Annotated in this window: 18 protein-coding genes; 1 reads left to right on the top strand and 17 read right to left on the bottom strand. The window is 27.4% G+C overall.

Going from position 1 to position 20,202, the window contains the following annotated elements; all coding sequences use genetic code 11:
• Nucleotide 1: 1 nt before the first annotated feature.
• Nucleotides 2–1,456: a sigma-54-dependent transcriptional regulator gene (locus tag RDY08_RS00405; protein ID WP_307904468.1), complete on the bottom strand. Its 1,455-nt coding sequence runs from the start codon at nt 1,454–1,456 to the stop codon at nt 2–4.
• Between the two features lie 181 nt (nt 1,457–1,637).
• On the opposite strand from RDY08_RS00405, the gene metX reads away from it, so the two are divergent.
• A complete protein-coding gene (gene metX / locus RDY08_RS00400; RefSeq protein WP_307904467.1) occupies nt 1,638–2,816 on the top strand; it encodes a homoserine O-acetyltransferase MetX in 1,179 nt (392 codons plus the stop codon).
• Between the two features lie 72 nt (nt 2,817–2,888).
• Here the strand turns inward: metX and RDY08_RS00395 are convergent, their stop codons facing one another.
• The 16 genes from RDY08_RS00395 to RDY08_RS00320 form a co-directional block, all read right to left on the bottom strand.
• Nucleotides 2,889–3,185 (bottom strand): PG0541 family transporter-associated protein, encoded by a 297-nt coding sequence (locus RDY08_RS00395; RefSeq protein ID WP_307904466.1) that lies wholly within the window; start codon nt 3,183–3,185, stop codon nt 2,889–2,891.
• A 19-nt stretch (nt 3,186–3,204) separates the two neighbouring features.
• Nucleotides 3,205–6,240, bottom strand: coding sequence for an efflux RND transporter permease subunit (locus RDY08_RS00390; protein ID WP_307904465.1), 3,036 nt, complete (start codon nt 6,238–6,240; stop codon nt 3,205–3,207).
• Nucleotides 6,241–7,653: an efflux RND transporter periplasmic adaptor subunit gene (locus RDY08_RS00385; protein ID WP_307904464.1), complete on the bottom strand. Its 1,413-nt coding sequence runs from the start codon at nt 7,651–7,653 to the stop codon at nt 6,241–6,243.
• On the bottom strand, nt 7,654–9,018 hold the full coding sequence (locus RDY08_RS00380; protein ID WP_307904463.1) for a TolC family protein: 1,365 nt from the start codon (nt 9,016–9,018) through the stop codon (nt 7,654–7,656).
• On the bottom strand, nt 9,019–9,636 hold the full coding sequence (locus tag RDY08_RS00375) for a TetR/AcrR family transcriptional regulator (RefSeq protein WP_307904462.1): 618 nt from the start codon (nt 9,634–9,636) through the stop codon (nt 9,019–9,021).
• A 121-nt stretch (nt 9,637–9,757) separates the two neighbouring features.
• Nucleotides 9,758–10,495, bottom strand: coding sequence for a lysophospholipid acyltransferase family protein (locus RDY08_RS00370; RefSeq protein WP_307904461.1), 738 nt, complete (start codon nt 10,493–10,495; stop codon nt 9,758–9,760).
• A complete protein-coding gene (locus tag RDY08_RS00365) occupies nt 10,495–11,586 on the bottom strand; it encodes an HD-GYP domain-containing protein (RefSeq protein ID WP_307904460.1) in 1,092 nt (363 codons plus the stop codon). Before RDY08_RS00365 ends, RDY08_RS00370 begins: the two co-directional genes overlap by 1 nt.
• Before the next feature lie 14 nt (nt 11,587–11,600).
• Nucleotides 11,601–12,578, bottom strand: a complete 978-nt coding sequence (locus tag RDY08_RS00360; RefSeq protein ID WP_307904459.1) for a deoxyguanosinetriphosphate triphosphohydrolase — start codon at nt 12,576–12,578, stop codon at nt 11,601–11,603.
• Nucleotides 12,556–13,140: a regulatory protein RecX gene (locus RDY08_RS00355; RefSeq protein WP_307904458.1), complete on the bottom strand. Its 585-nt coding sequence runs from the start codon at nt 13,138–13,140 to the stop codon at nt 12,556–12,558. The genes RDY08_RS00360 and RDY08_RS00355 overlap by 23 nt, the downstream gene beginning before the upstream one ends.
• Complete coding sequence (gene recA, locus RDY08_RS00350) at nt 13,103–14,173, bottom strand: recombinase RecA (RefSeq protein WP_307904457.1); 1,071 nt, start codon at nt 14,171–14,173, stop codon at nt 13,103–13,105. The genes RDY08_RS00355 and recA overlap by 38 nt, the downstream gene beginning before the upstream one ends.
• Nucleotides 14,174–14,324: 151 nt before the next feature.
• Nucleotides 14,325–15,284, bottom strand: coding sequence for a GntR family transcriptional regulator (locus RDY08_RS00345; protein WP_307904456.1), 960 nt, complete (start codon nt 15,282–15,284; stop codon nt 14,325–14,327).
• 19 nt (nt 15,285–15,303) lie between these two features.
• A complete protein-coding gene (locus tag RDY08_RS00340) occupies nt 15,304–15,669 on the bottom strand; it encodes a response regulator (protein ID WP_307904455.1) in 366 nt (121 codons plus the stop codon).
• A gap of 35 nt (nt 15,670–15,704) precedes the next feature.
• Nucleotides 15,705–16,280: a flavodoxin family protein gene (locus RDY08_RS00335; RefSeq protein WP_307904454.1), complete on the bottom strand. Its 576-nt coding sequence runs from the start codon at nt 16,278–16,280 to the stop codon at nt 15,705–15,707.
• Nucleotides 16,281–16,809: 529 nt separating this feature from the next.
• Complete coding sequence (locus RDY08_RS00330) at nt 16,810–18,645, bottom strand: alpha/beta hydrolase-fold protein (RefSeq protein ID WP_307904453.1); 1,836 nt, start codon at nt 18,643–18,645, stop codon at nt 16,810–16,812.
• 18 nt (nt 18,646–18,663) lie between these two features.
• The gene (locus RDY08_RS00325; RefSeq protein WP_307904452.1) at nt 18,664–18,945 is read right to left on the bottom strand and encodes a hypothetical protein; all 282 of its coding nucleotides are present in this window, start codon (nt 18,943–18,945) and stop codon (nt 18,664–18,666) included.
• A 34-nt stretch (nt 18,946–18,979) separates the two neighbouring features.
• Nucleotides 18,980–19,924, bottom strand: a complete 945-nt coding sequence (locus tag RDY08_RS00320) for an NAD-dependent epimerase/dehydratase family protein (RefSeq protein ID WP_307904451.1) — start codon at nt 19,922–19,924, stop codon at nt 18,980–18,982.
• Nucleotides 19,925–20,202 lie beyond the last annotated feature (278 nt).

Below are 20,202 nucleotides of genomic sequence, written 5' to 3'. Positions count from 1 at the left end.
TTTACATCATCTCTTTTTCTATTAATCTTCTATCCAAATTATATCTTTTTATTTTCTCGTATAAAGTCGTTCTTCCTATTCCTAAAACCTTAGCAGTTTCTTGCTTATTCCACCTTGTTCTTTGAAGAGCCATTCCAATTACAACTCTCTCTACTTCTGCTAATTCATATATCTCTTTTTCTAAAATTTGTTTTAAAGGCCCTAATCCAATTACAACTTTATTTTCAAGTGTATCTGATTTCATTTTTAATTCTAATGGCAAATCCTCTACTGAAATAACTCTATCATTTGAAAGAATAACTATTCTCTCAATAATATTTCTTAATTCTCTTACATTTCCAGGATAATTGTAATCTATCAAATATTTCATTGCTTCGCCTGAAAACACAATCATATCTTTATGTAGTTCTTCCACAATTTTATTTAAAAAGTAGTTTACCAATAATGGAATATCTTCTTTTCTATCTTTTAAAGGCATTACATAAATAGGAAAATTAGTTAGTCTGTGATACAAATCTTTTCTAAAATTACCTCTTCTAACTTCATCTTCTAATTTTTTATTTGTAGCAGCTATAAATCTCACGTCTACTTTTAAAGTTTTGCTGCTTCCAACTCTTCTAAGTTCTCCATATTCTATCACTCTCAATAGTTTTGCTTGAGTTTTTACATCAAGTTCACCTATTTCATCTAAAAATAGAGTTCCAGTATGCGCTTCCTCTATTATCCCTTTTTTAGATAAATTTGCTCCTGTAAAAGCTCCTTTTTCATACCCAAATAGTTCTGCTTCTATAGCATTACTAGATATTGCTGCACAATTTAATGTTATAAACGGTTTTCTATACCTAGGACTTCTTCTATAGATCTCTTTTGCTACTAATTCTTTTCCAACACCATTTTCTCCTAATATTAAAACTGTAGTATCTCCTAAAGCTACTTTTTCTATCATTTGTTTTAATTGTTTTATAGAATTACTTTGACCTATCATCTCTTCTTCTTTTTCAATAATAAGAAGTTTTTTCTCCAAATCTCTTTTTTCTTTTAATATTTCTATATTATTTAAAACATGATCTATTAATCTGTCAAATTCTCTTTTATTAATAGGTTTCAAAATATAATCATATATACCTGCCATTTTTATCTCTTTTATTCTAGCTGGATTTTCATCACTTAACAATCCTAATACAAAAATATCTTTTCCTATACCTTTAACTTTTTTCATAGCTTCATCAAAAGTAAACCAATTTAAGTTCTCATCTAATAGCATAACTTCAAAATCGCTCTCTCTTAACATATCCAGTCCATCTAAAAGATTATCAAATGTTATTACCTCATAATCCTCTTTTAATTCTTTCCTCAAGTTTTGTTGTAACTCCTTATTTGTTGAAATTACAAGCAATGATGTCTTTTCCACGACCGCACCTCCAATATTTAAACACTTTCTTCTATATAATAACATTTTTATAATTTTTTTTCAACTTTTTTTTGTTCTTGAAGATTTTTTTTTATTAATGTATAATATATTAACAATACAAAAGAACAGTTTTTATTTTTAGCAACTGAAATTTTTGAAAATTATAACTTTCTTATTGCAAGCAGTGCTGTTTTCTATATATTTTACGATTTTATGGAGGTGCATTATGAAAAATTTAACTGGAAAACAATTGAGAGAAGAGAAATTTCCTCCTAATTTACCTGAAACTATAAATTTAAAACATGGAAAATTTACATTCGCTACAGGCAATAGCGAATTTCCTCTTTTAAAACTAGAATCTGGAATGAAATTCGGGCCCATAACACTTGATTACGAAACTTATGGTACCCTTAACAAAAATAAAGATAATGCAATTTTAATCTGTCATGCTCTAACTGGAAATTCTCATGTAGCAGGCAGATTGGATAAAGATTCTGAAACAGGTTGGTGGGATCCTATTATAGGTCCAGGAAGACCATTAGATACTAACAAATATTTTATTGTTTGTTCTAATATTTTAGGTGGTTGTAGTGGGTCTACAGGCCCAAATTCTATAAATCCTGAAACAAAAGAACCATACGCAATGAAATTTCCTACAATAACAATAAAAGATATGGTAGAAACTCAAAAAATTCTTTTGGAAAAACATTTTGGAATCTACCATCTAAAATCTGTAATTGGTGGTTCTATTGGAGGAATGCAGGCATTACAATGGGGTGTTACATATCCTGATTTTATGGATAAACTAGTTGTTATTGCTGCTACTAGTAAGCTCTCTCCACAATCTATAGCTTTTAATAAAATTGGAAGGCATGCTATTATGATTGATCCCAAATGGAATGGTGGTAATTATTATAAGGAAAAGCGACTATTAGACGGCCTTGCATTAGCTAGAATGGTTGCTCATATTACATATCTTTCCGACGAAGCTATGCAAATAAAATTTGGAAGAAAGCATGCAAATATTACTGAATATTTTGACTTTGACGAAAAATTTGAAGTAGAAAATTATTTAGATCACCAAGGATACAAATTTGTAAAAAAATTTGATGCTAATTCATATCTATATTTAAGTAAGGCTATGGATCTATTTGATATTAGCAGAGATTTTAATTCTTTAGAGGACGCTTTAGATAATATAAAGGCAAAAGAAATTTTAATTATGTCATTTACATCTGACTGGTTATTTCCATCTTACCAATCTCAAGAGATGTCAAATATATTAAAAGAAAAAGAAAAAAATGTAGAATATCACGAGATAAATACCTACTCTGGTCATGATTCATTTTTAATTGAATATGACAAGATAAATCCAATTATTGATAATTTTATTAATAAAGATTAATAAAAAACAGTTCAACACAAAGATAAAAATCAAAAAAGGGCAGATATTTAAATCTGCCCTTTTTTACATTCTTTATATTATCTCTTCTATTGGCGATACTACTATCATAAACGGAACATCTATCTCCAATTTTTTCTTAAAGTTTCTAAATTTATCTAACACAGTTACAGATTTTTCTTCTGGTAACATTAAAAAAATTATTCCATCTGTACCAGGCCATATATGAGAATTTAAATGTCTTAATTCTTTTCCCCAAACTCCTTCAAGTTTAGGAAATTTTATATATTTTTCTATATTTTCACTTTTTAATATTTTTAATATTCTATCTTCTATTACTGAATCATACACTATTCTTATTCCTTTATACATATTTATAACCCCCTTTTTGTTATTCCGCTTTTCCTCTTTTTTTCATATACCATATATGAAAATCATCAAACAGCGAATATAATACCGGTATTACTATTAAAGTTAAAAGTGTAGAAACACTTAATCCGAATATTACAGATATTGCAAGTGGTTGATAAAAATCAGAACTTGCACCTATTCCCATTGCTAATGGAATCATTCCAAAAACAGTAGTTGTTGTAGTCATTAATATTGGTCTTAATCTAGTTTTACCCGCTTTTTTTATAGCTTCATGTCTATCTATTTCTCTCGCCTTTAATAAATTTATATAATCAATTAAAACTATAGCATTATTTACAACGATTCCTGCTAGCATTATAATTCCTATCATTACCGTTATACTTAAGCTAAATCCTGTTATCATAAGCCCTAAGTATACTCCAACTAATGAAAACGGCACACTTATCATTATAATTGCCGGTAATATAAATGATTCAAATTGTGAAGCCAAAATCATATATACAAGAAATATTGCAATTAAAAATGCTACTACTAAACTTTGCATAGCTTCCATCATACTTTTTTGACTTCCACCAAACTTATATGAATATCCACTTGGGAATTTTATACCATTAATAGCTTTCGTAATCTCCTTAGTTGCATTTCCTAGTGATATTCCTGAATTATTTGCCGAAACTATTATTTCTCTCCTTTTATCTTCTCTAAGTATTTGAGTTGGTCCTTCTCCTTGTTCAAAATTTGCAATCTCCTTTAATCTAACTGTTTCTCCATTTCGGGTAGATATTAATATATCTTCTAATTTTTTTATAGAGTCTCTATATTCTTTTTTTAATATTAATTTAACTTTTATATCTTGTCCACTACTTTGAATTTTTAAAGGTACTATCCCCGCCATTTTCGAATTAATTATAGAAGATATATAACTTATATTCAATCCATAATATTCTGCTTTTTCTCTGTTTATTTTAATTCTCACTTCTGGATTTCCACCTTCAAATGAGCTTTCTACATCTACAATACCTTTTAAACTTTTTATTTTTTCTTTTACTTTATTTGACAATTTTTCTAGAATTACATAATTGTCACCTTGTATAGAAACCTGTATCGCAGCTCCACCTCCGCCACCACCTCTGGATGACCCTTTTACTGTATAAGTTATGTCAGGTATATTTTTCATTTTTTCTCTAATATTTGAACTTATATCTTCTATACTCACTTTTCTCAAATCTTTAGATGGTGTTTCTACATCTACTATTATTGTTTTTTTTGTTACTTGTGTTATATATTTTTTAGTATATTTATTTGCTTTTACTATTTTTTCTATTTTTTTGCCTATCTTATTTGCTTTTTCTAAATCAAATCCTGTTGGCAAAGTTGCTGTAACTGTATATTCTCCACTATCTGTACTTGGGAAAAAATCTAATCCAACAAATTTAATCCCTGCAGTTATAACTATTGCAAATATAAAAACTGCTATTCCTAATGTTTTCCATCTATTTGACAACGCTATCCCAATCCATTTTGAATATTTTTCTTTTAATTTTACAAATAATTTTCCTTCTTTATTTGTTTCTCTGCCCTCTTTTAATATTTTTGAAGAAATCATAGGCACAAATGTTAATGCTACTATCATAGATGCTAATAGAGAAAAGGCAACTGTGTATGAAAAATCTCTAAAAATTTCTCCTGCTATCCCTTTAGTAAATGCTACTGGTAAAAATACTGCTACTGTTGTTGCAGTTGAAGCTAAAATTGGCAACCCCATTTCAGCTGCTCCATCTCTTGCTGCTTCTATTACTGGCTTTTTATACTCTGTTAAGTGTCTATATATATTTTCTAGTACAATTACCGAATTATCTACAAGCATTCCTACTCCAAGTGCCAATCCACCAAGGGATAATAAATTCATTGATATACCTTTATATTTTATTAATACAAAAGTAAAAATTATAGAAGTTGGTATTGCAGTAGATATAATTAATGTTGCTCTTATATTTTTTAAAAATATAAATAAAATTATTGCCGCTAAAACTAGCGCCATTAATGCACTATCTCTTACCATACTCATCGAGTCTTTTATATATGTAGATTTATCTTGACCTATTGTAAGCTTTACTCCTTCTGGCAATTCATTTTTTAAAGTTTTCATCATTTTCTTTGCGTTATCTGCTATTGATACAGTATTCCCACCAGATTCTTTTATTAAATTTAGAGATATTGATTCTTTACCATTAAACCTATTATAGTTATCTCTATCTTCTGTCCCTAACATAATATCTACTACATCTTTTAAATATAAAGTATTACCATTTTTATTCGAAATAACAATATTTTTTATATCGTTTACAGATTCCGCTTTTCCTAAAATTCTAACAAGAAACTCTTTCCCGCCCTCTTTTATATTTCCAGCTGGCATATTTACACTTGCTGTCCTTAATAAATTTATCAATGAATCAACTGTTAATCCATAACTCTCTAATTTGTACGGATCTACTTTTACTAATATTTCTTTATCTAATCCACCATATATATCAACTGAGCCTACTCCTGGAATTCTCTCAAATTTAGGTTTTAACACATCATCAGCTATTTTTTTTAAATCTGATAAATTTCCTCCTGATAAATTTAATTTCATAGCTACTTCATTCTTCATTATATTCCTCTTAGATACTATTGGATCATCTATATCACTTGGAAGCATCCTTTTAATCAAATTTATTTTATCTTTTATATCTATCGATTTCGAATCTAAATTAGTTCCCCACTCAAATTCTACAACAACATGGGACATCCCTTCTTTCGAAGAAGAAGTCATAGTTTTAACACCTTCTATGCTTTCAATTGCATTTTCTATGGGCTTGGTAACTAACTCTTCCATATCTTGAGGTGCAACACCAGAATACCCTGTAGCAACTGTTATTACTGGGAAATTTAAGTTTGGCATTAATTCTACTGGTAAACCTACTAAAGATACTAATCCTAATGCAATCATTGTAACTATCAGCATAATTGTTGTAACTGGTCTTTCTATTGATAAACTTGATAACCACTTCATCTATTTCACCTCTTTCACCTTGTCTTTGTCATTTAATATAAATTGTCCTTCTACTATTATTTTGTCTCCTTCTGAAATATTATCAGAGATAATCTCTTGATATCTATCATTTGAGTCTCCTAGTTTAACTTTAATTTTTTCAGCTCTATTCTCCTCTTCCTTAAATATGTAAGTAGATAAATTTTCTACTACTGTTGCTGCTTTTGGAACTACTAAGGCTTCATGTTTTCCTGCTAAAATTATAGCATTTGCAAACATACCCTTTTTTATTTTATGTCCTACATTTTTAAATTTAATTTTTACTTTAAATTTTTTAGTTTTAGGGTCTGCTGCTGGATTTATCTCATACACTTGACCTTCATACTCGCTGTTTACAGCTTTAACTTTCACTCTTACTTTATTAAATTTTTGAACGCCTTCTATTTCACTTTCCGCCAATCCAACCTCTAGCACCATATCATCATTATTAACAATTCTAAACAATGGTGTCATTGGATTAACTCTATTTTTCTCTTTTAGATCAAGATTTATAACAACTCCTGATATTTTAGCTTTTACAGTTAAATCATTATAATTTTTTTTGGCTAATTTATACATTGCTTCTGCTTGAATATATCCTGATTTTGCTGCTTGAATATCATATTTCCATGACTTGCCATCTACCATTTTTTTTGTTAAATTATATCCATCTTCTGCATTTTTTACTGCTTCTTTCAATGTATTTCTATCTTCTACTTGAGCTCCCTTTTTTAACAGTTCTAACCCTTTTTTTGCTGATTTATATCCATTTTCAGATGACTTATAACCATTTTCTATATTTAAAAATGCTTGTTCTGAAATCAATTTTTTTTCATATAATTTTTTATTTTTTTCATAAGTTGATTTCATCACTTCATAATTTTTTTTAGCTGTTTCTACTCCATATGTAGCTCTATCCAAATCCTCTTGTCTCGCCCCTTTAGTTACTTTCTCTAAATTCATTTTTGCAGATGTAAGTGCAAATCTAGCTTGTGCTAATCTATTTAAAAGCTGATCTTTTGCAAATTTTTCTGTTCTTTCATAGTTTGCTTTTGCATTTAAATATGCTGCTTTTGCTTGCATGTAACTGGCTTCTATTTGAGTATTTTCAAGTTCTACAATTGTTTCCCCCTCTTTTACCCATCTTCCATTTATTGTATCTACTTTTTTTACATCTCCACCTGTTTCTGTTATTTGAACTACCTCTTTAAATGGTTTCGCTTCTGCTCCAACCTCTATTCTTTTAGATAGCTCCATTTTTTTCAATTCCACTGTTCTCACAACTACTATTTTTTCTGTTTTCACCCCTTCTTTTTTTGCATTTTTCCCACATCCATATACAAATAATAGATTTATAGCCATTACTCCAATTAAAATTTTCTTTATATTCTTCATCTATTTTACCTCCCCATCTATCATATTTTTATATTTTAAATCTGCTAAATAATAATCTAATTTTGTATTATCTACATCTATTTCTGAACTTCTATATTTATTTTCTGCTGATATTAAATCTGTAGTTGATATAATACTATATTCAAATTTTTGTTTTTCCAATTGATAATTCTCTTTTGCACTTTCCATTGCTTTATTTTTCGATTCTAACATTTTTTTTAATTTTTTCAATTCAAGATACTTACTTTTTATTCCTAGTTTTATATTTTCTTTTGCATTTTCTTCATCATATTTTTTCTTTTTAGTTTCATTTTTAGCTCTTTTTAATTTACTAAGATTTGTACCCCAATCCCAAACATCCATATTAAATGAAACTCCAGCACTCCAATTCCAGTCTTCTAATTTTACAGAATCACTTATTTTAAAAGCTCCAGTTGGAGAACTATATTTAAATTGAAAATTAATTTTAGGTAACAACCCTGCCATTTGTATAGCTTCACTTGCTTTTTGAAGCTTTGTCATATTTTCTATTAATTTTACTGATATTCCTTTGTCTAGTGCTTTTTGTATATCATCCTCTAAATTTATTTTATCAAAATCAACTGATATATTTGATAATTCACTAACTTTAATATCTTCACTCTCATCTAATCCAATATCATTTTTTAATTTCTCTTTAGAAATTTCTATCCCATTTTCTACACCTATCATATTCCCTTCTAAATTTATAACAGCATACTCAATATCTAATATTGGAGTTTTTGTTATCATTTTTTCTTTATACATTTCATTTAATTTTTCTCTGTTTTCTTTCATCTCTTTTATAGAGTTTTCTAAAATGTTTTTTTGATGTTTTAATTTTATTATATTTATATATTCTTCTATTATTTGAACTTTTAAATCTTGTTCTTTTTTTGTCAAATTATATTTACTCATATTTTCTGCTAATTTAGAATTTTTTATACCTGCTATTTCTAGCCCCCCATTATAAATAGGCTGTGTTAATGTTAAAGTATGCATATAGATATTATCTGAATTTGCTATTTCTAAATTTTTAACAGTACCATCAGAATATACTGGAATTCCTGTTAATGTATTCCCTACAAATTTTGTCCCTCCTACAAGCTGATTCATACTAATCTTATCTTGCTGTTTATTATAAATAAACGAATATCCTATTTTTGGCAAACTCCCTTTTATAGCTTCTTTTACTTGTAATTTTGCGTTTTCTACATCGATTTCTGCTTTTTTTATCTCTATATTTTTTTTCAAAGCCATACCTACTGCCTTTTCTACACTTAATTCCATTGCAAACGTATTAAATGAAACTATGACTATTCCTAATACCATAAAAATTTTTTTCATTTACTGCACCTCCTCAATTATTCCATTAAAATATATATCAATTAAAAATTTAGCTTCACTTTCCACCTCTTCTAAAGTTAAATTTTTCTTTTCTATAAAAAATCTTTTTCTAATAATATGATTTCTCATAAAATTAAAAATAGAAACTATATCTTCTAATCTTTCTTCATATTTTATTTTTATTTCCCCTTTTTTTATAGCATCTTCAAATATTCCTATCATTAATTTAGAGCCGCTATTTTCTAACTTAAACAACTCTTTTTTTAATTTATTATTAAACTCATTTTCTTCCGCTTTAAATATCTCTCTTACATAAATCATAAAAAAATCACTTTGTTTTTTAGCTATTTCTATATTAAATATAGTTAAATTTAATATTTTTTCATATAACGTCACCCCCTTATCTCTAACTTTTTCAAACTGTTCTTTGTATAAAACCAATCTTGATTCTAATAATTCAAATAGTACATCTTCTTTTGATTTAAAATAAATATAAAATGTACCTTTTGCTACTCCAGCTTCATTTGTAATCTCTTCCACCGTTGTTTTTTCGTAACCTTTCTTTGACATTAATTTTTCTGATGCATTTAAAAGCAACTCTTTTTTTGTGATTTTCATCTCTCCTCCTATGACTCTATAGTCATAATGTACCACATTATGACCGATTAGTCAATTGGAGTATTAAAAAAAATAGAATAAAAATATCCCATTTTTTTAATACTCCTTAATTTTTTATTGATCAATTACCTCTATAATTTTTTTCTATAATGTCTTTTACTTTTACATTTAATTCTTTTAGTTCTGTTCTATCTAACTCTTTTACATCAATAGGATTATCTATTATAATTTTTACTTTTGCCTTTTGTATTTTCATACTTCCTTTTACTTGAATATTATTCGTTCCTTTTATTGTAACAGGTATTAATTTCACTTTAGAATCAGTAGCTAATTTAAAACTACCTTTTTTAAATTCCATAATTTCACCAGTTTTTGATCTTGTTCCTTCTGGAAAAATCACAATAGAATATCCAGTTTTTATTTTTTTCACTGCTTCTTTTATTGATTTTATTCCTTCTCTTGGATTACTTCTATCTAAAAATACACATTGTATCATTTTCATCCAAGCTCCTAATATAGGCCAATGCTCCATCTCTTTTTTTGCTACAAACCCAATATCTTTAGGGAAATATTCTAATAATAACGGTATATCAAAATTACTTTGATGATTTGAGACTACTACAATTGTCTCATTTTCTATTTTCTCTTTTAAGTTTTTATCTTTCATTATAACTTCTACTTCACAACCTGTACTCCCTATTAAATTTTTTCCCCATTTTTTTGCATATTTCCTTGCAACCTTTATCCCTTTTTCTTTCGAAACGAAATAATATACAAACAAAACTATAGGCAGTTGTATTAAAAAAGTCATAATTAAATATAATATTCCCGCTGTATAAACATATATCGTTCTTAACATTAATTTCCTCCTTGTAATTTTACTAATTCTGCTAATATATCTGCATCAAATTGTTTTCCTTTATACATAAATATTGTAAAAAAAGCTTCTTTACTATTTTTAGCTTTATGATATGGTCTATCCGATCTCAAAGCGTGATAAACATCTATTATTGTTACCAATTTTACATATTCAGACAATTTCTCTTTATTTTTTTTCTTAGGATACCCTGTTCCATCAACTCTTTCATGATGATTTAGAACAATTTCTTTTGCAATTTCTGTAGCTATTGAAACTTTAGATAATATTGCATAAGATTTAGCTGGATGTTTATTTACAATTTCTCTTTCCTCTGGCTTTAGTAGTGCTTTTTTATTAATTATCTCTTTTGGAACAGAAGACATCCCTGTATCTAAAAACAATCCTGCTATTCCTATTGATTGTAATATTCTAATATCATACCCTAGTTTTTCCCCTGTAACCATTGATACTAATGATACATATATGGCATGTAAATATAAGTATTCATCATATTTTTTTAAATTTTTAAGAGCTTTTAAAACAGTTTTTTTAGTAATAATATTATTAAATATTTTTAATATTTTTTCATTTAAATTAAATTTAATTATTGTTCCTTCTTCTTTTATCTCTAAAACTATTTTTTTTAAATCTTTTTTCAACTCTTTTAAAAATTCATTTAAAATTTTAACTTCATCTTCTGATACTTTTGTATCTTTTCTTATAATTGAAACTATTGGAGCTTTTTTATTTTTATCAGTTGACCCTCTTTTATTACTAACTAATGAAGTTTTATTTTTTAAACTGTTTTTTTTCTCTTTACTAGAGTTCTTATTATCTTTTATATTTTTTATACTTCCATATCTATTTTTTAATCCATTTAAAAAACTCATACCTACAGAATCAGTTTCTTCAGCCCCCTTTTCTCCTTCTTCAAGTATTTTAATAGTTTTTTTATTTTCTAATTTTAATTTTTTTATTATTCTATCTGTTAATGTAGTCCCTGATTTTATAAGTAATTTCCCTTTATCATCAAAAATGCTCTCTCCTATATCCATCCCTTTTTCTACATTATCTATATTTAAAGTTTTCATATCTTTCTACTCCTTTATGGTAAATATATCTCTTTAAATTTATTTATCGCATAAATATCTGTCATTCCAGAGATATAATCTACTACTTTTCTTTCAATTTCTCCATCTTCAAAACCTATTTCTATTTTATTTGGATTTTCCATATAATAATCATATAATAACTCTACGATTTTTTCTGCTTTTTTAAATTTTCCTCTTATTTCATCTTTTAAATAAAAATTTGAAAATAAAAAACTTCTAAGCCCCAGCATAGCTGTTTTTATAGTTTTACTTTGTGCTATTTCCCCTTTTTCATAACTACTAAATATCATATCTTTTACCAATGTGTTTATCCTATCACTATGTTTATACCCCAAAATATCTAAATACTCTTTTGGAATTTCATCTATTTTTAATAGCTTTGCCCTTATTGCATCATCTATATCATGATTTATATATGCCATTCTATCTGCAATTTTTACAATTTGCCCCTCTAACGTTTGAGGAGTAATATCTCCTGTATGATTTAATATTCCATTTCTAACTTCAAAACTCAAATTTAACCCTTTTCCTTTTCTTTCTAATTTTTCAACCACTCTTAAACTTTGTTCATTATGTTTAAATCCAAAAGAAGCCAATTTATTTAAAATTGACTCTCCTGAATGTCCAAATGGTGTATGTCCTAAATCATGTCCTAAAGCTATCGCTTCTGTCAAATCTTCATTTAACCTTAACCCTCTTGCTATTGTTCGTGCTATTTGAGACACTTCTAATGTATGCGTAAGCCTAGTTCTATAATGATCTCCTGCATAAGCTGATATAAAAACTTGTGTTTTATGTTTTAATCTTCTAAAACTTTTAGAATGAATTATTCTATCTCTATCCTGTTGATAGATCGTTCTTATTTCGCAAAGTTCTTCCTCTTTTTCTCGCCCTTTACAATCTTTTGATTTTGAAGCGTATTTTGATAATATTTTCAATTCTAGTTCTTCATATTGAGTCCGAATATTCATCTTCATCACGACCTATCATTTTTGTTATATCTTCAAATTTAAATCCTCTTCTCATTAAATATGCTATCTTTTTTTCTCTATCTCTATTTTTAACTTTTTTTAAATGATATTTTAAAAACTCTTTTTCATCAAAATCAGAAATTTCATATATTTTTGAAATCATATCTTCCGATATTCCTTTTAAATTCAATTCATATTTCATTCTTATATATCCAAATTTCTTGTTTTCTATAAAATTAACTGCATATCTGAAATTATCAATATATCCTCTTTCCAATAAAACTGACATTACTTTATCTATTTTTTCGCTATAATTATACTTTTCTTTTAATTTTAATTTTAACTCTTTTTCACTGTAATCTCTTCTAGATAACAGATAAATTGCCTTTTCTCTAATTAACTCTTCTACCATTTTATCAAAATCTTCTATACTAATCTCTTTTCCTATTACTATTTTATATTTATACAATAAATATTTATTTAAATTTAATATCTCTTCTTTCTCTTCATTTGTAAAATAAACTTTATTCTTTATTATCTTCGTTATTTTCAAGCAATTCATCTTTCACTTCTTCCTGTTCTATTGGCATAAGCTTTTCATATACTTTTTTTTCTATCTCTGCAAATAGCTCTTTTTCTTCTATAAATCTAGCTTTTACATTTTCTCTACCTTGCCCCAATCTCATATCTCCATAACTAAACCAAGAACCACTTTTAGATACAATATCATGATCAATTGCCATATTCAAAACTTCTCCAGCTCTTGATATTCCTGTTCCATACATAATTTCAAATCTTGCTTCTTTAAATGGAGGTGCTACTTTATTTTTAGTAACTTTTACTTTTACTTCACTCCCAATTATATCTTCACCCTGTTTTACTCTCCCCACTCTCCTTACATCTAACCTAACTGAAGCGTAAAATTTTAATGCTCTTCCTCCAGTAGTTGTTTCATTTGGTCCAAAACTTCCAAATCCACCTATTTTTTCTCTAATTTGATTTATAAACAACATTAAAGTTTGTGATTTTGACAATGTTCCTGTAAGTTTTCTTAACGCTTGAGACATTAATCTAGCTTGAAGCCCCATATGAGAATCTCCCATTTCTCCATCAATTTCTGCTTTAGGAACTAATGCAGCTACTGAATCTATAACTACTATATCCACTGCTCCACTTCTAGCTAACATATCTGCAATCTCCAAAGCTTGTTCTCCTGTATCAGGTTGAGATATTAAAAGTTCTTCTATATCTACTCCAAGATTTTTAGCATATTCAGGATCTAAGGCATGTTCTGCATCTATAAATGCAGCTACTCCATTCTTTTTTTGTGCTTCTGCTATTATATGCAATGCCAATGTAGTTTTTCCAGATGATTCCGGACCATACACTTCTACAACTCTTCCTCTTGGCACTCCACCAATCCCTAATGCTAAATCTAAATTTATACTTCCTGTTGGTATAACATCTATATTCATCTTTGTGTTTTCACCCAACTTCATAATTGCTCCGTCACCAAAGCCTTTTCTTATCTGTTTTATAGCAGCATCTAATGCTTTTTCTTTATTACTATCAACTTTACTTGGTTTTTTTGCCATTTTTTGTTTCCTCCTGTATTAAGTTAGGAATGGCTTAAAAATAACATTCCCATTTTGTTATAAAATACGCAATGTTTTAAACGTTTTTATAACAAAATATGAGAACATTATTTTTTAAACGTTCCTTATTCTAGAAATTTTATCTTTTTTTCTATTTTTTATGCGAAAATATCTCTACTAACGGCTTAAAATCATTTTTGTCATATTTTCCTTCAAAAAGAACATATGGTTTTTTGGGTTTTAATTTGTTTACAATATCCTCTATTATACTTGAACAAATTATTAACGAATCAACTTTCCTTAAAAAAGGTCTTAATTTATCTTCGCCAACTTCATCTAATCCTCCGTAATAGTTAAATTCCTTTACATCTATCTTATTAAATTGTCTAGATATTGCAATCTCATCATCTGCTGAAAATCCAATAACCCCAACTATTTTGTTTTTTATTTTTTTGCTAGATGTTAATATTTTTAAAGTTTGATTTGTACCTATAATTATAACTTCCTTACCAAGATTTTTTAACTCTTTTTTTACTTCTTCATAATGAATATAAGGAATTACTATCAATTGAATATCCTCTACCTCTTTTTTTACCTTCTCATAATTATTTTGTAAATCTTCTATTAAAATTCCATCCATCTCTACATCTGGAAGTTCTAATTTTAACATTTTTTCAAAATCTTTTGTTGAAATATCATTACATTCTATAAAAGCAAATTTCCTCTTTTTTATATCTCCTTGCAACACTTTATAATGTTGACTTCTAGAATATACAATTCCCCAAATTTCTTCTAAAGAGATACTATTTTTTATCCCCATATTCAACATACTGTCCACAACCTTCAAAAATTCTCTTGTTTTTTGAGGTTTGTCTGTATTACTTACAAAAGTTCCTCTTCCCTTTACAGAATAAACATACCCTTCAACTTCTAATTCTTTATACACTTTTGAGACTGTATTTTTATTTATTCTTAAAAATTCCCCTAGTTGTCTCACTGTTGGAAGCTGCATCCCATTTTCAAGTATATTGTTTAGTATCAATCCTTTTAATTGTTCTTTTAGCTGAATATGTATAGTAAAATTACTATCCCTATATATTTTTAATTCCATCCATTCCTCCTATTTTTTACTATTTTTCCATTAAAGGTAACATTGCTTCTTTTATTTTTTCTATTTTAAATGGTTTTACAATAAAACCTTTTGCTCCAAGTTTAACTGCTTTTATAACATTTGGTTGTTGTCCCATTGCTGAAATCATTACTACTTTTACATCTGGATTTATTTTTTTTATCTCTTCTAATGCTTCTATTCCATTCATTTCAGGCATAGTAATGTCCAAAGTTACTATATCTGGAAGAAACTTTTTATATTTTGCAATTCCATCTTCTCCATTTTCAGCTTCAGCTACAACTTCAAATCCTACTTCTTCTAACATTTTTTTTAAAGTTACTCTCATAAATAACATATCATCAACAATCAGTACTTTATTTCCCATTTTTATTCCCCTCCCTAAAATGATTAATTATTTTATTAGCTTAATATTTCTAATAATCTTTTAGTTCCTCTTTCTAAACTTTTTACTCCTTCTAAATCATCAGATGATTTTTTTTGAAAACATACACCTTGATGCCCTAGATTATCATCAAAACCATCTCCTGTAACACTCATCCCTTGTATTAACATCATATCTATCATTGTCCTAACTGTTGTTTCTTGACCACCAAATCTACTTGCTCCAACTGCCACTGCTATTCCAGGTTTTTTATATAGAGCTTTTTCATTTCTAAGATGTCTTCCTAAATCCCAAAACGCTTTTAGTTGCCCTGTAACTGTTCCAAAGTAAACTGGAGATATCATTATTACCCCTTGCGATTCTCTTAATATATCAAATGCTTCTTTTAACTTAGGACTATTATTTTCACACTTTTGTATACAAGGAGTGGTACATGCGGTACAAAATGGAAATTCTAAATCTTTTAAAACTTCGTTTACATTTATAATTGAACTCTCTGCTCCTAATTTTTCTAGGTATTCATTTGCTTTTTTTGCTATAAACCCGCTATTTTCATCACTTCTTGGACTACCATTTATTATTGCTATTTTCATTATTATATCTCTCCTAAAAAAATATTTTTTTGAATATAAATACATTAAATTGTACTATAAAAACTAATTTTTTTCAAGTAATAAAAAAATTAAAAAATAGCAATGGTTAAAGTTTGGATATAAAAAAGGCTAAACTTGTAATTTAGCCTAAAATAAGATAAATATCTTTGTTTGTCAAAAGCATTTTTAAAGAAAAAGAAAAATAGAACTTCTAATTTTCAAATAATATTCAGGTATATTTTCACTTCTAAAAATACCAACATTTAAATTCCATTTTGCAGGACAAATAATAAGTTTTTGCTGTTATGTGGCGGAATTAACGAGAATTTTTCGATACATTCCCTTACTCCCAATATCATCAAGCTAAGAACTGGGCTTGCCAACGGCAAACCCGATATAAAATTATAAATTATCCTTAACTTGATGAAATTAACCTCATCCCCAGCCTTCTCCTATCTTAGGAGAAGGGAGCAAAACAGCAAACCCAATATCCACGCTATAGTTTTCATAAACTTTTGACACTACCATTTTAAAAAAACGGATATATATATATCCATGAATTTTCTTCTGTATCTATAAAATTATAATCAAAAAATGGGACTACTTTATCCTCATATTTAAAAACAGTAAGTCCAACATAATACAACCAATCTTTTATTGTAAAATAAGAAAAACCTGCACCTAATATATGCTCCTTAGTATAAGATTGTTGTAAAATATCCTCTCTGTCCACTTTTCCATTACCATTTATATCATAAAATGGAAAAATAAAATATTTAGAATAATCTTCATTTGGAAACTCTATTGTTATTTTATTATCTACCTCTGGTTTTAATTCAATATATCTATCACTATTTAAAATATCAGCCACAATTTCATCTCCAGAACTGTATTTAAACAACTCCTTCGACCTTTTTCCTATTGCAAAATAATATTTCTTTTTATCTCTAATTTTATTTTGTTTTTCTTGAGTATACCATTCTATATTAACATCTACTTTTTTCTCTTCCTTTTTTTCTACAACTTTTTTATTTATATTTTTATTATTAATAATCCAAATAAGCCCCTCTTTTAATGTATCACCCCATAATGAAAATCCGTGTCCTTGTGGATATGAAACAAGCTTTACTGAATCCACCGTCTTATTTTTCTTCAATAAATTATATAAAACTTTTGAGTTTTTACCAATTATTTCATAATCTCCATATGTAATAAACATTTTTACAGGATAGTTACTATTTTGTGAAATTTCATTATATATACTCTCTTTAGTTGCAAATTTTCCTACAGTTGTTGCACTATTAAATCCTTTTGCATATAAACTCATCAAATTTCCCGATTGACATATTACATTTTTAAATTTATCCGAATATTTATATGACAAATAAACTACAAAATCTCCGCCAAAAGAATCTCCAACTAAAATTCTGTCATTTCTATTTTTAGATACAGAATATTTATTCTCTATCTTAGGCATCATATTTTCAACAAAATATTTTATGTATTCATCTCTCGTATTATATATATATTCCGACTCTCTCTCAATAGAATCCACAAAAACTCCAATTACCGGTTCTATCTCTCCATCAAAAATCATATTATCCAAAATATTTTTAGCATTTCCATCTTTTAGATACTCTTTTCCATCAGTAAAATAAATTACTTTATATTTTTTTCCTTCAGTATAATTATATGGCAAATAAATCTGTACTCTTCTTTTTAGATTTTTATCACTAATCAAACTTTTATTTTCAAAAATTTCTTTAACAATTGTTCCTTTTTTTATATTATCCCTGTTTTTTCTTTCTGAAACTAATTGATACTCCGGCATTAGAAGCCTTGAATTTTTATAACTATTATTCGAAACATTAGGATTTAATTTATCATTTACATAAGAACCGTTTACAACAAATTTATATTCTACTGCAGAATTAATATATATTTTTATAGTTTTATAAAATAAATTTGTTCCTTTTATCTTTTCTAAAGGTATCTTTCCACTAAAATTATTTGTAAAATCTCCTGTTACATCAACTTTATTTGTTTTCCCTTTGTACACAAAAGTTACTAATTCTCCTTTTATTATAGGAAAACTATTACTTTTTAATAATAAATCAAAATTTGCATCTACAATATTTTGTCTGTTTTTTATTTCACTTCCTTTTAAAATTTTTACAAAGTCATCAAATTTCATTCCTTCAATATTATCTATACGATATTTTTTCAAATCTACCTTTTGTGTTATTACCTTCTTTACCTTAGGTGCTTTTTTTTCTTTAGTTATTGCCTGTTTTTTTACATTTGAACATCCAAATGCCATTAATACTAATACCAATCCTGTTACTAAATTTAAATTTTTTTTCAAAATTTCCACTCTCCTTTTTTACTCTTTCATATTTACATTTATTATTCCATCATTTGAATCAACAGCAATAAATTGGAAAATAGCAGGATATCTCGGATTATTAAAATTGATAATTCCTTCTATTTTTTTATTTTTTCTGCTCCAATTAATTCTTTTATCAAAATCAATTTTTGCCTTTCTAGCTTTTTTAATAATATCTCTGTATTTTATAATTTCTTTTAATTCATATTTCCCATCTTTATTTATATCTTTAAAAGGAATTAATACATAACTTTTATCATTCCGAATGACACCCAACATATATGCAGTGTTTTATGTGACAGGCTTATTTTAGCTACTTTATTATTTTTTCACTATTTTCATAATAATGATTTCTTTTCATAACTTTATCTTCATTTTCCAAATACCATTTTAAAGATTTTTCTAAGCCTTCTTTCATTGATATTTGAGGAGTATATATATCAGAAATTTTTCTTATATCCAGATAATACTGATAGTCATAAAAAGGAAAAAAATCTCTTGGATTATATTTGTACTTTTCATAGTCTAATTCAATTATTTTTGTCTCTTTTCCAAAAGCATTCATACAGCTTTCAACCCATCCTTTAAAAGTTATCCCTTCATAGTTCCCAACGTTAAATATTTCCCCTTTGATTTTTCTTTCAATAATTTTACATACAGTTTGAAAAAGATCTTCAATATGTATAAATTGAATCAATGTTTTTCCTTTATTTGGAATTACAACAGTTTTTTCTTCTTTTAGTCTATCAAAAATGAATCCTTCTCTGTAAATATTATTTCCCTCCCCATAAATATATGGTGGTCTTAAAATTACAGCAGGAAACTCATTTTGTTTAAATTTATCAATTAAAAAAGTTTCTGCTTCCAATTTATTTGTTCCATACTTTCCCCAAAATTTATTTTCGCCTACAGAAAAATCCTCACATATGGGGAATATTTCACTTTCCTTATAAACTGCACTTGAACTAATAAATATATAACCTTCGATATTTTTATTTTTAACTGCTTCATAACTATTTTTTACATCTGAAACAGTATAACCGGAAACATCTATAATATAATCTGCTTCTATTTTTTCAAGTGCTGTATTTAATTCTTCAGCATTATGCCTATTTGCATATATTTCTTCGATTTTATGTCCATGTACACCTTTTTTTGTGCCTCTATTCAAGGTAATTACGTCATTTCCATTTTCAAGAAATCTTTTAACAAAATACCAACTGACAAATTGAGTTCCACCCAATACCAATATTTTCAACGTTTTCCCTCCTCTTTTTTACAGTTTGTCCCAACTGTTACATAACGTTCCGCAAGAGGTGGATGAGACTTACAGGAGATAGAGAAGCCAGCTCTGCTGTTAGTAGCGGCCCGACTCCAATGTCATCAAGCTAAGAACTGGGCTTGCCAACGGCAAGCCCCTACAGTATTAATTTATTTTATAATGTAGGGGTTTTTCCGTTGGCAAACCCGATATAAAATTATAAATTATCCTTAACTTGATGACGTTAGGCCCGACCCAGGTTGCTAAATCCATCT

The sequence above is a fragment of the Haliovirga abyssi genome, assembly GCF_030295325.1.
GTDB classification, from domain to species: Bacteria; Fusobacteriota; Fusobacteriia; order Fusobacteriales; family Haliovirgaceae; genus Haliovirga; species Haliovirga abyssi.
This window is presented reverse-complemented; position numbering and strand designations above follow the sequence as displayed.

What these genes read in the sequence shown, in the direction of transcription:
- RDY08_RS00395 (WP_307904466.1), bottom strand. Translation starts at nt 3,185, where the DNA reads ATGTATAAAGGAATAAGAATAGTGTATGATTCAGTAATAGAAGATAGA.
- metX (WP_307904467.1), top strand. Translation starts at nt 1,638, where the DNA reads ATGAAAAATTTAACTGGAAAACAATTGAGAGAAGAGAAATTTCCTCCT.
- RDY08_RS00360 (WP_307904459.1), bottom strand. Translation starts at nt 12,578, where the DNA reads ATGAATATTCGGACTCAATATGAAGAACTAGAATTGAAAATATTATCA.
- RDY08_RS00375 (WP_307904462.1), bottom strand. Translation starts at nt 9,636, where the DNA reads ATGAAAATCACAAAAAAAGAGTTGCTTTTAAATGCATCAGAAAAATTA.
- RDY08_RS00345 (WP_307904456.1), bottom strand. Translation starts at nt 15,284, where the DNA reads ATGGAATTAAAAATATATAGGGATAGTAATTTTACTATACATATTCAG.
- RDY08_RS00365 (WP_307904460.1), bottom strand. Translation starts at nt 11,586, where the DNA reads ATGAAAACTTTAAATATAGATAATGTAGAAAAAGGGATGGATATAGGA.
- RDY08_RS00390 (WP_307904465.1), bottom strand. Translation starts at nt 6,240, where the DNA reads ATGAAGTGGTTATCAAGTTTATCAATAGAAAGACCAGTTACAACAATT.
- recA (WP_307904457.1), bottom strand. Translation starts at nt 14,173, where the DNA reads ATGGCAAAAAAACCAAGTAAAGTTGATAGTAATAAAGAAAAAGCATTA.
- RDY08_RS00325 (WP_307904452.1), bottom strand. Translation starts at nt 18,945, where the DNA reads ATGTTGGGTGTCATTCGGAATGATAAAAGTTATGTATTAATTCCTTTT.
- RDY08_RS00335 (WP_307904454.1), bottom strand. Translation starts at nt 16,280, where the DNA reads ATGAAAATAGCAATAATAAATGGTAGTCCAAGAAGTGATGAAAATAGC.
- RDY08_RS00340 (WP_307904455.1), bottom strand. Translation starts at nt 15,669, where the DNA reads ATGGGAAATAAAGTACTGATTGTTGATGATATGTTATTTATGAGAGTA.
- RDY08_RS00385 (WP_307904464.1), bottom strand. Translation starts at nt 7,653, where the DNA reads ATGAAGAATATAAAGAAAATTTTAATTGGAGTAATGGCTATAAATCTA.
- RDY08_RS00355 (WP_307904458.1), bottom strand. Translation starts at nt 13,140, where the DNA reads ATGAATTGCTTGAAAATAACGAAGATAATAAAGAATAAAGTTTATTTT.
- RDY08_RS00380 (WP_307904463.1), bottom strand. Translation starts at nt 9,018, where the DNA reads ATGAAAAAAATTTTTATGGTATTAGGAATAGTCATAGTTTCATTTAAT.
- RDY08_RS00405 (WP_307904468.1), bottom strand. Translation starts at nt 1,456, where the DNA reads ATGTTATTATATAGAAGAAAGTGTTTAAATATTGGAGGTGCGGTCGTG.
- RDY08_RS00370 (WP_307904461.1), bottom strand. Translation starts at nt 10,495, where the DNA reads ATGTTAAGAACGATATATGTTTATACAGCGGGAATATTATATTTAATT.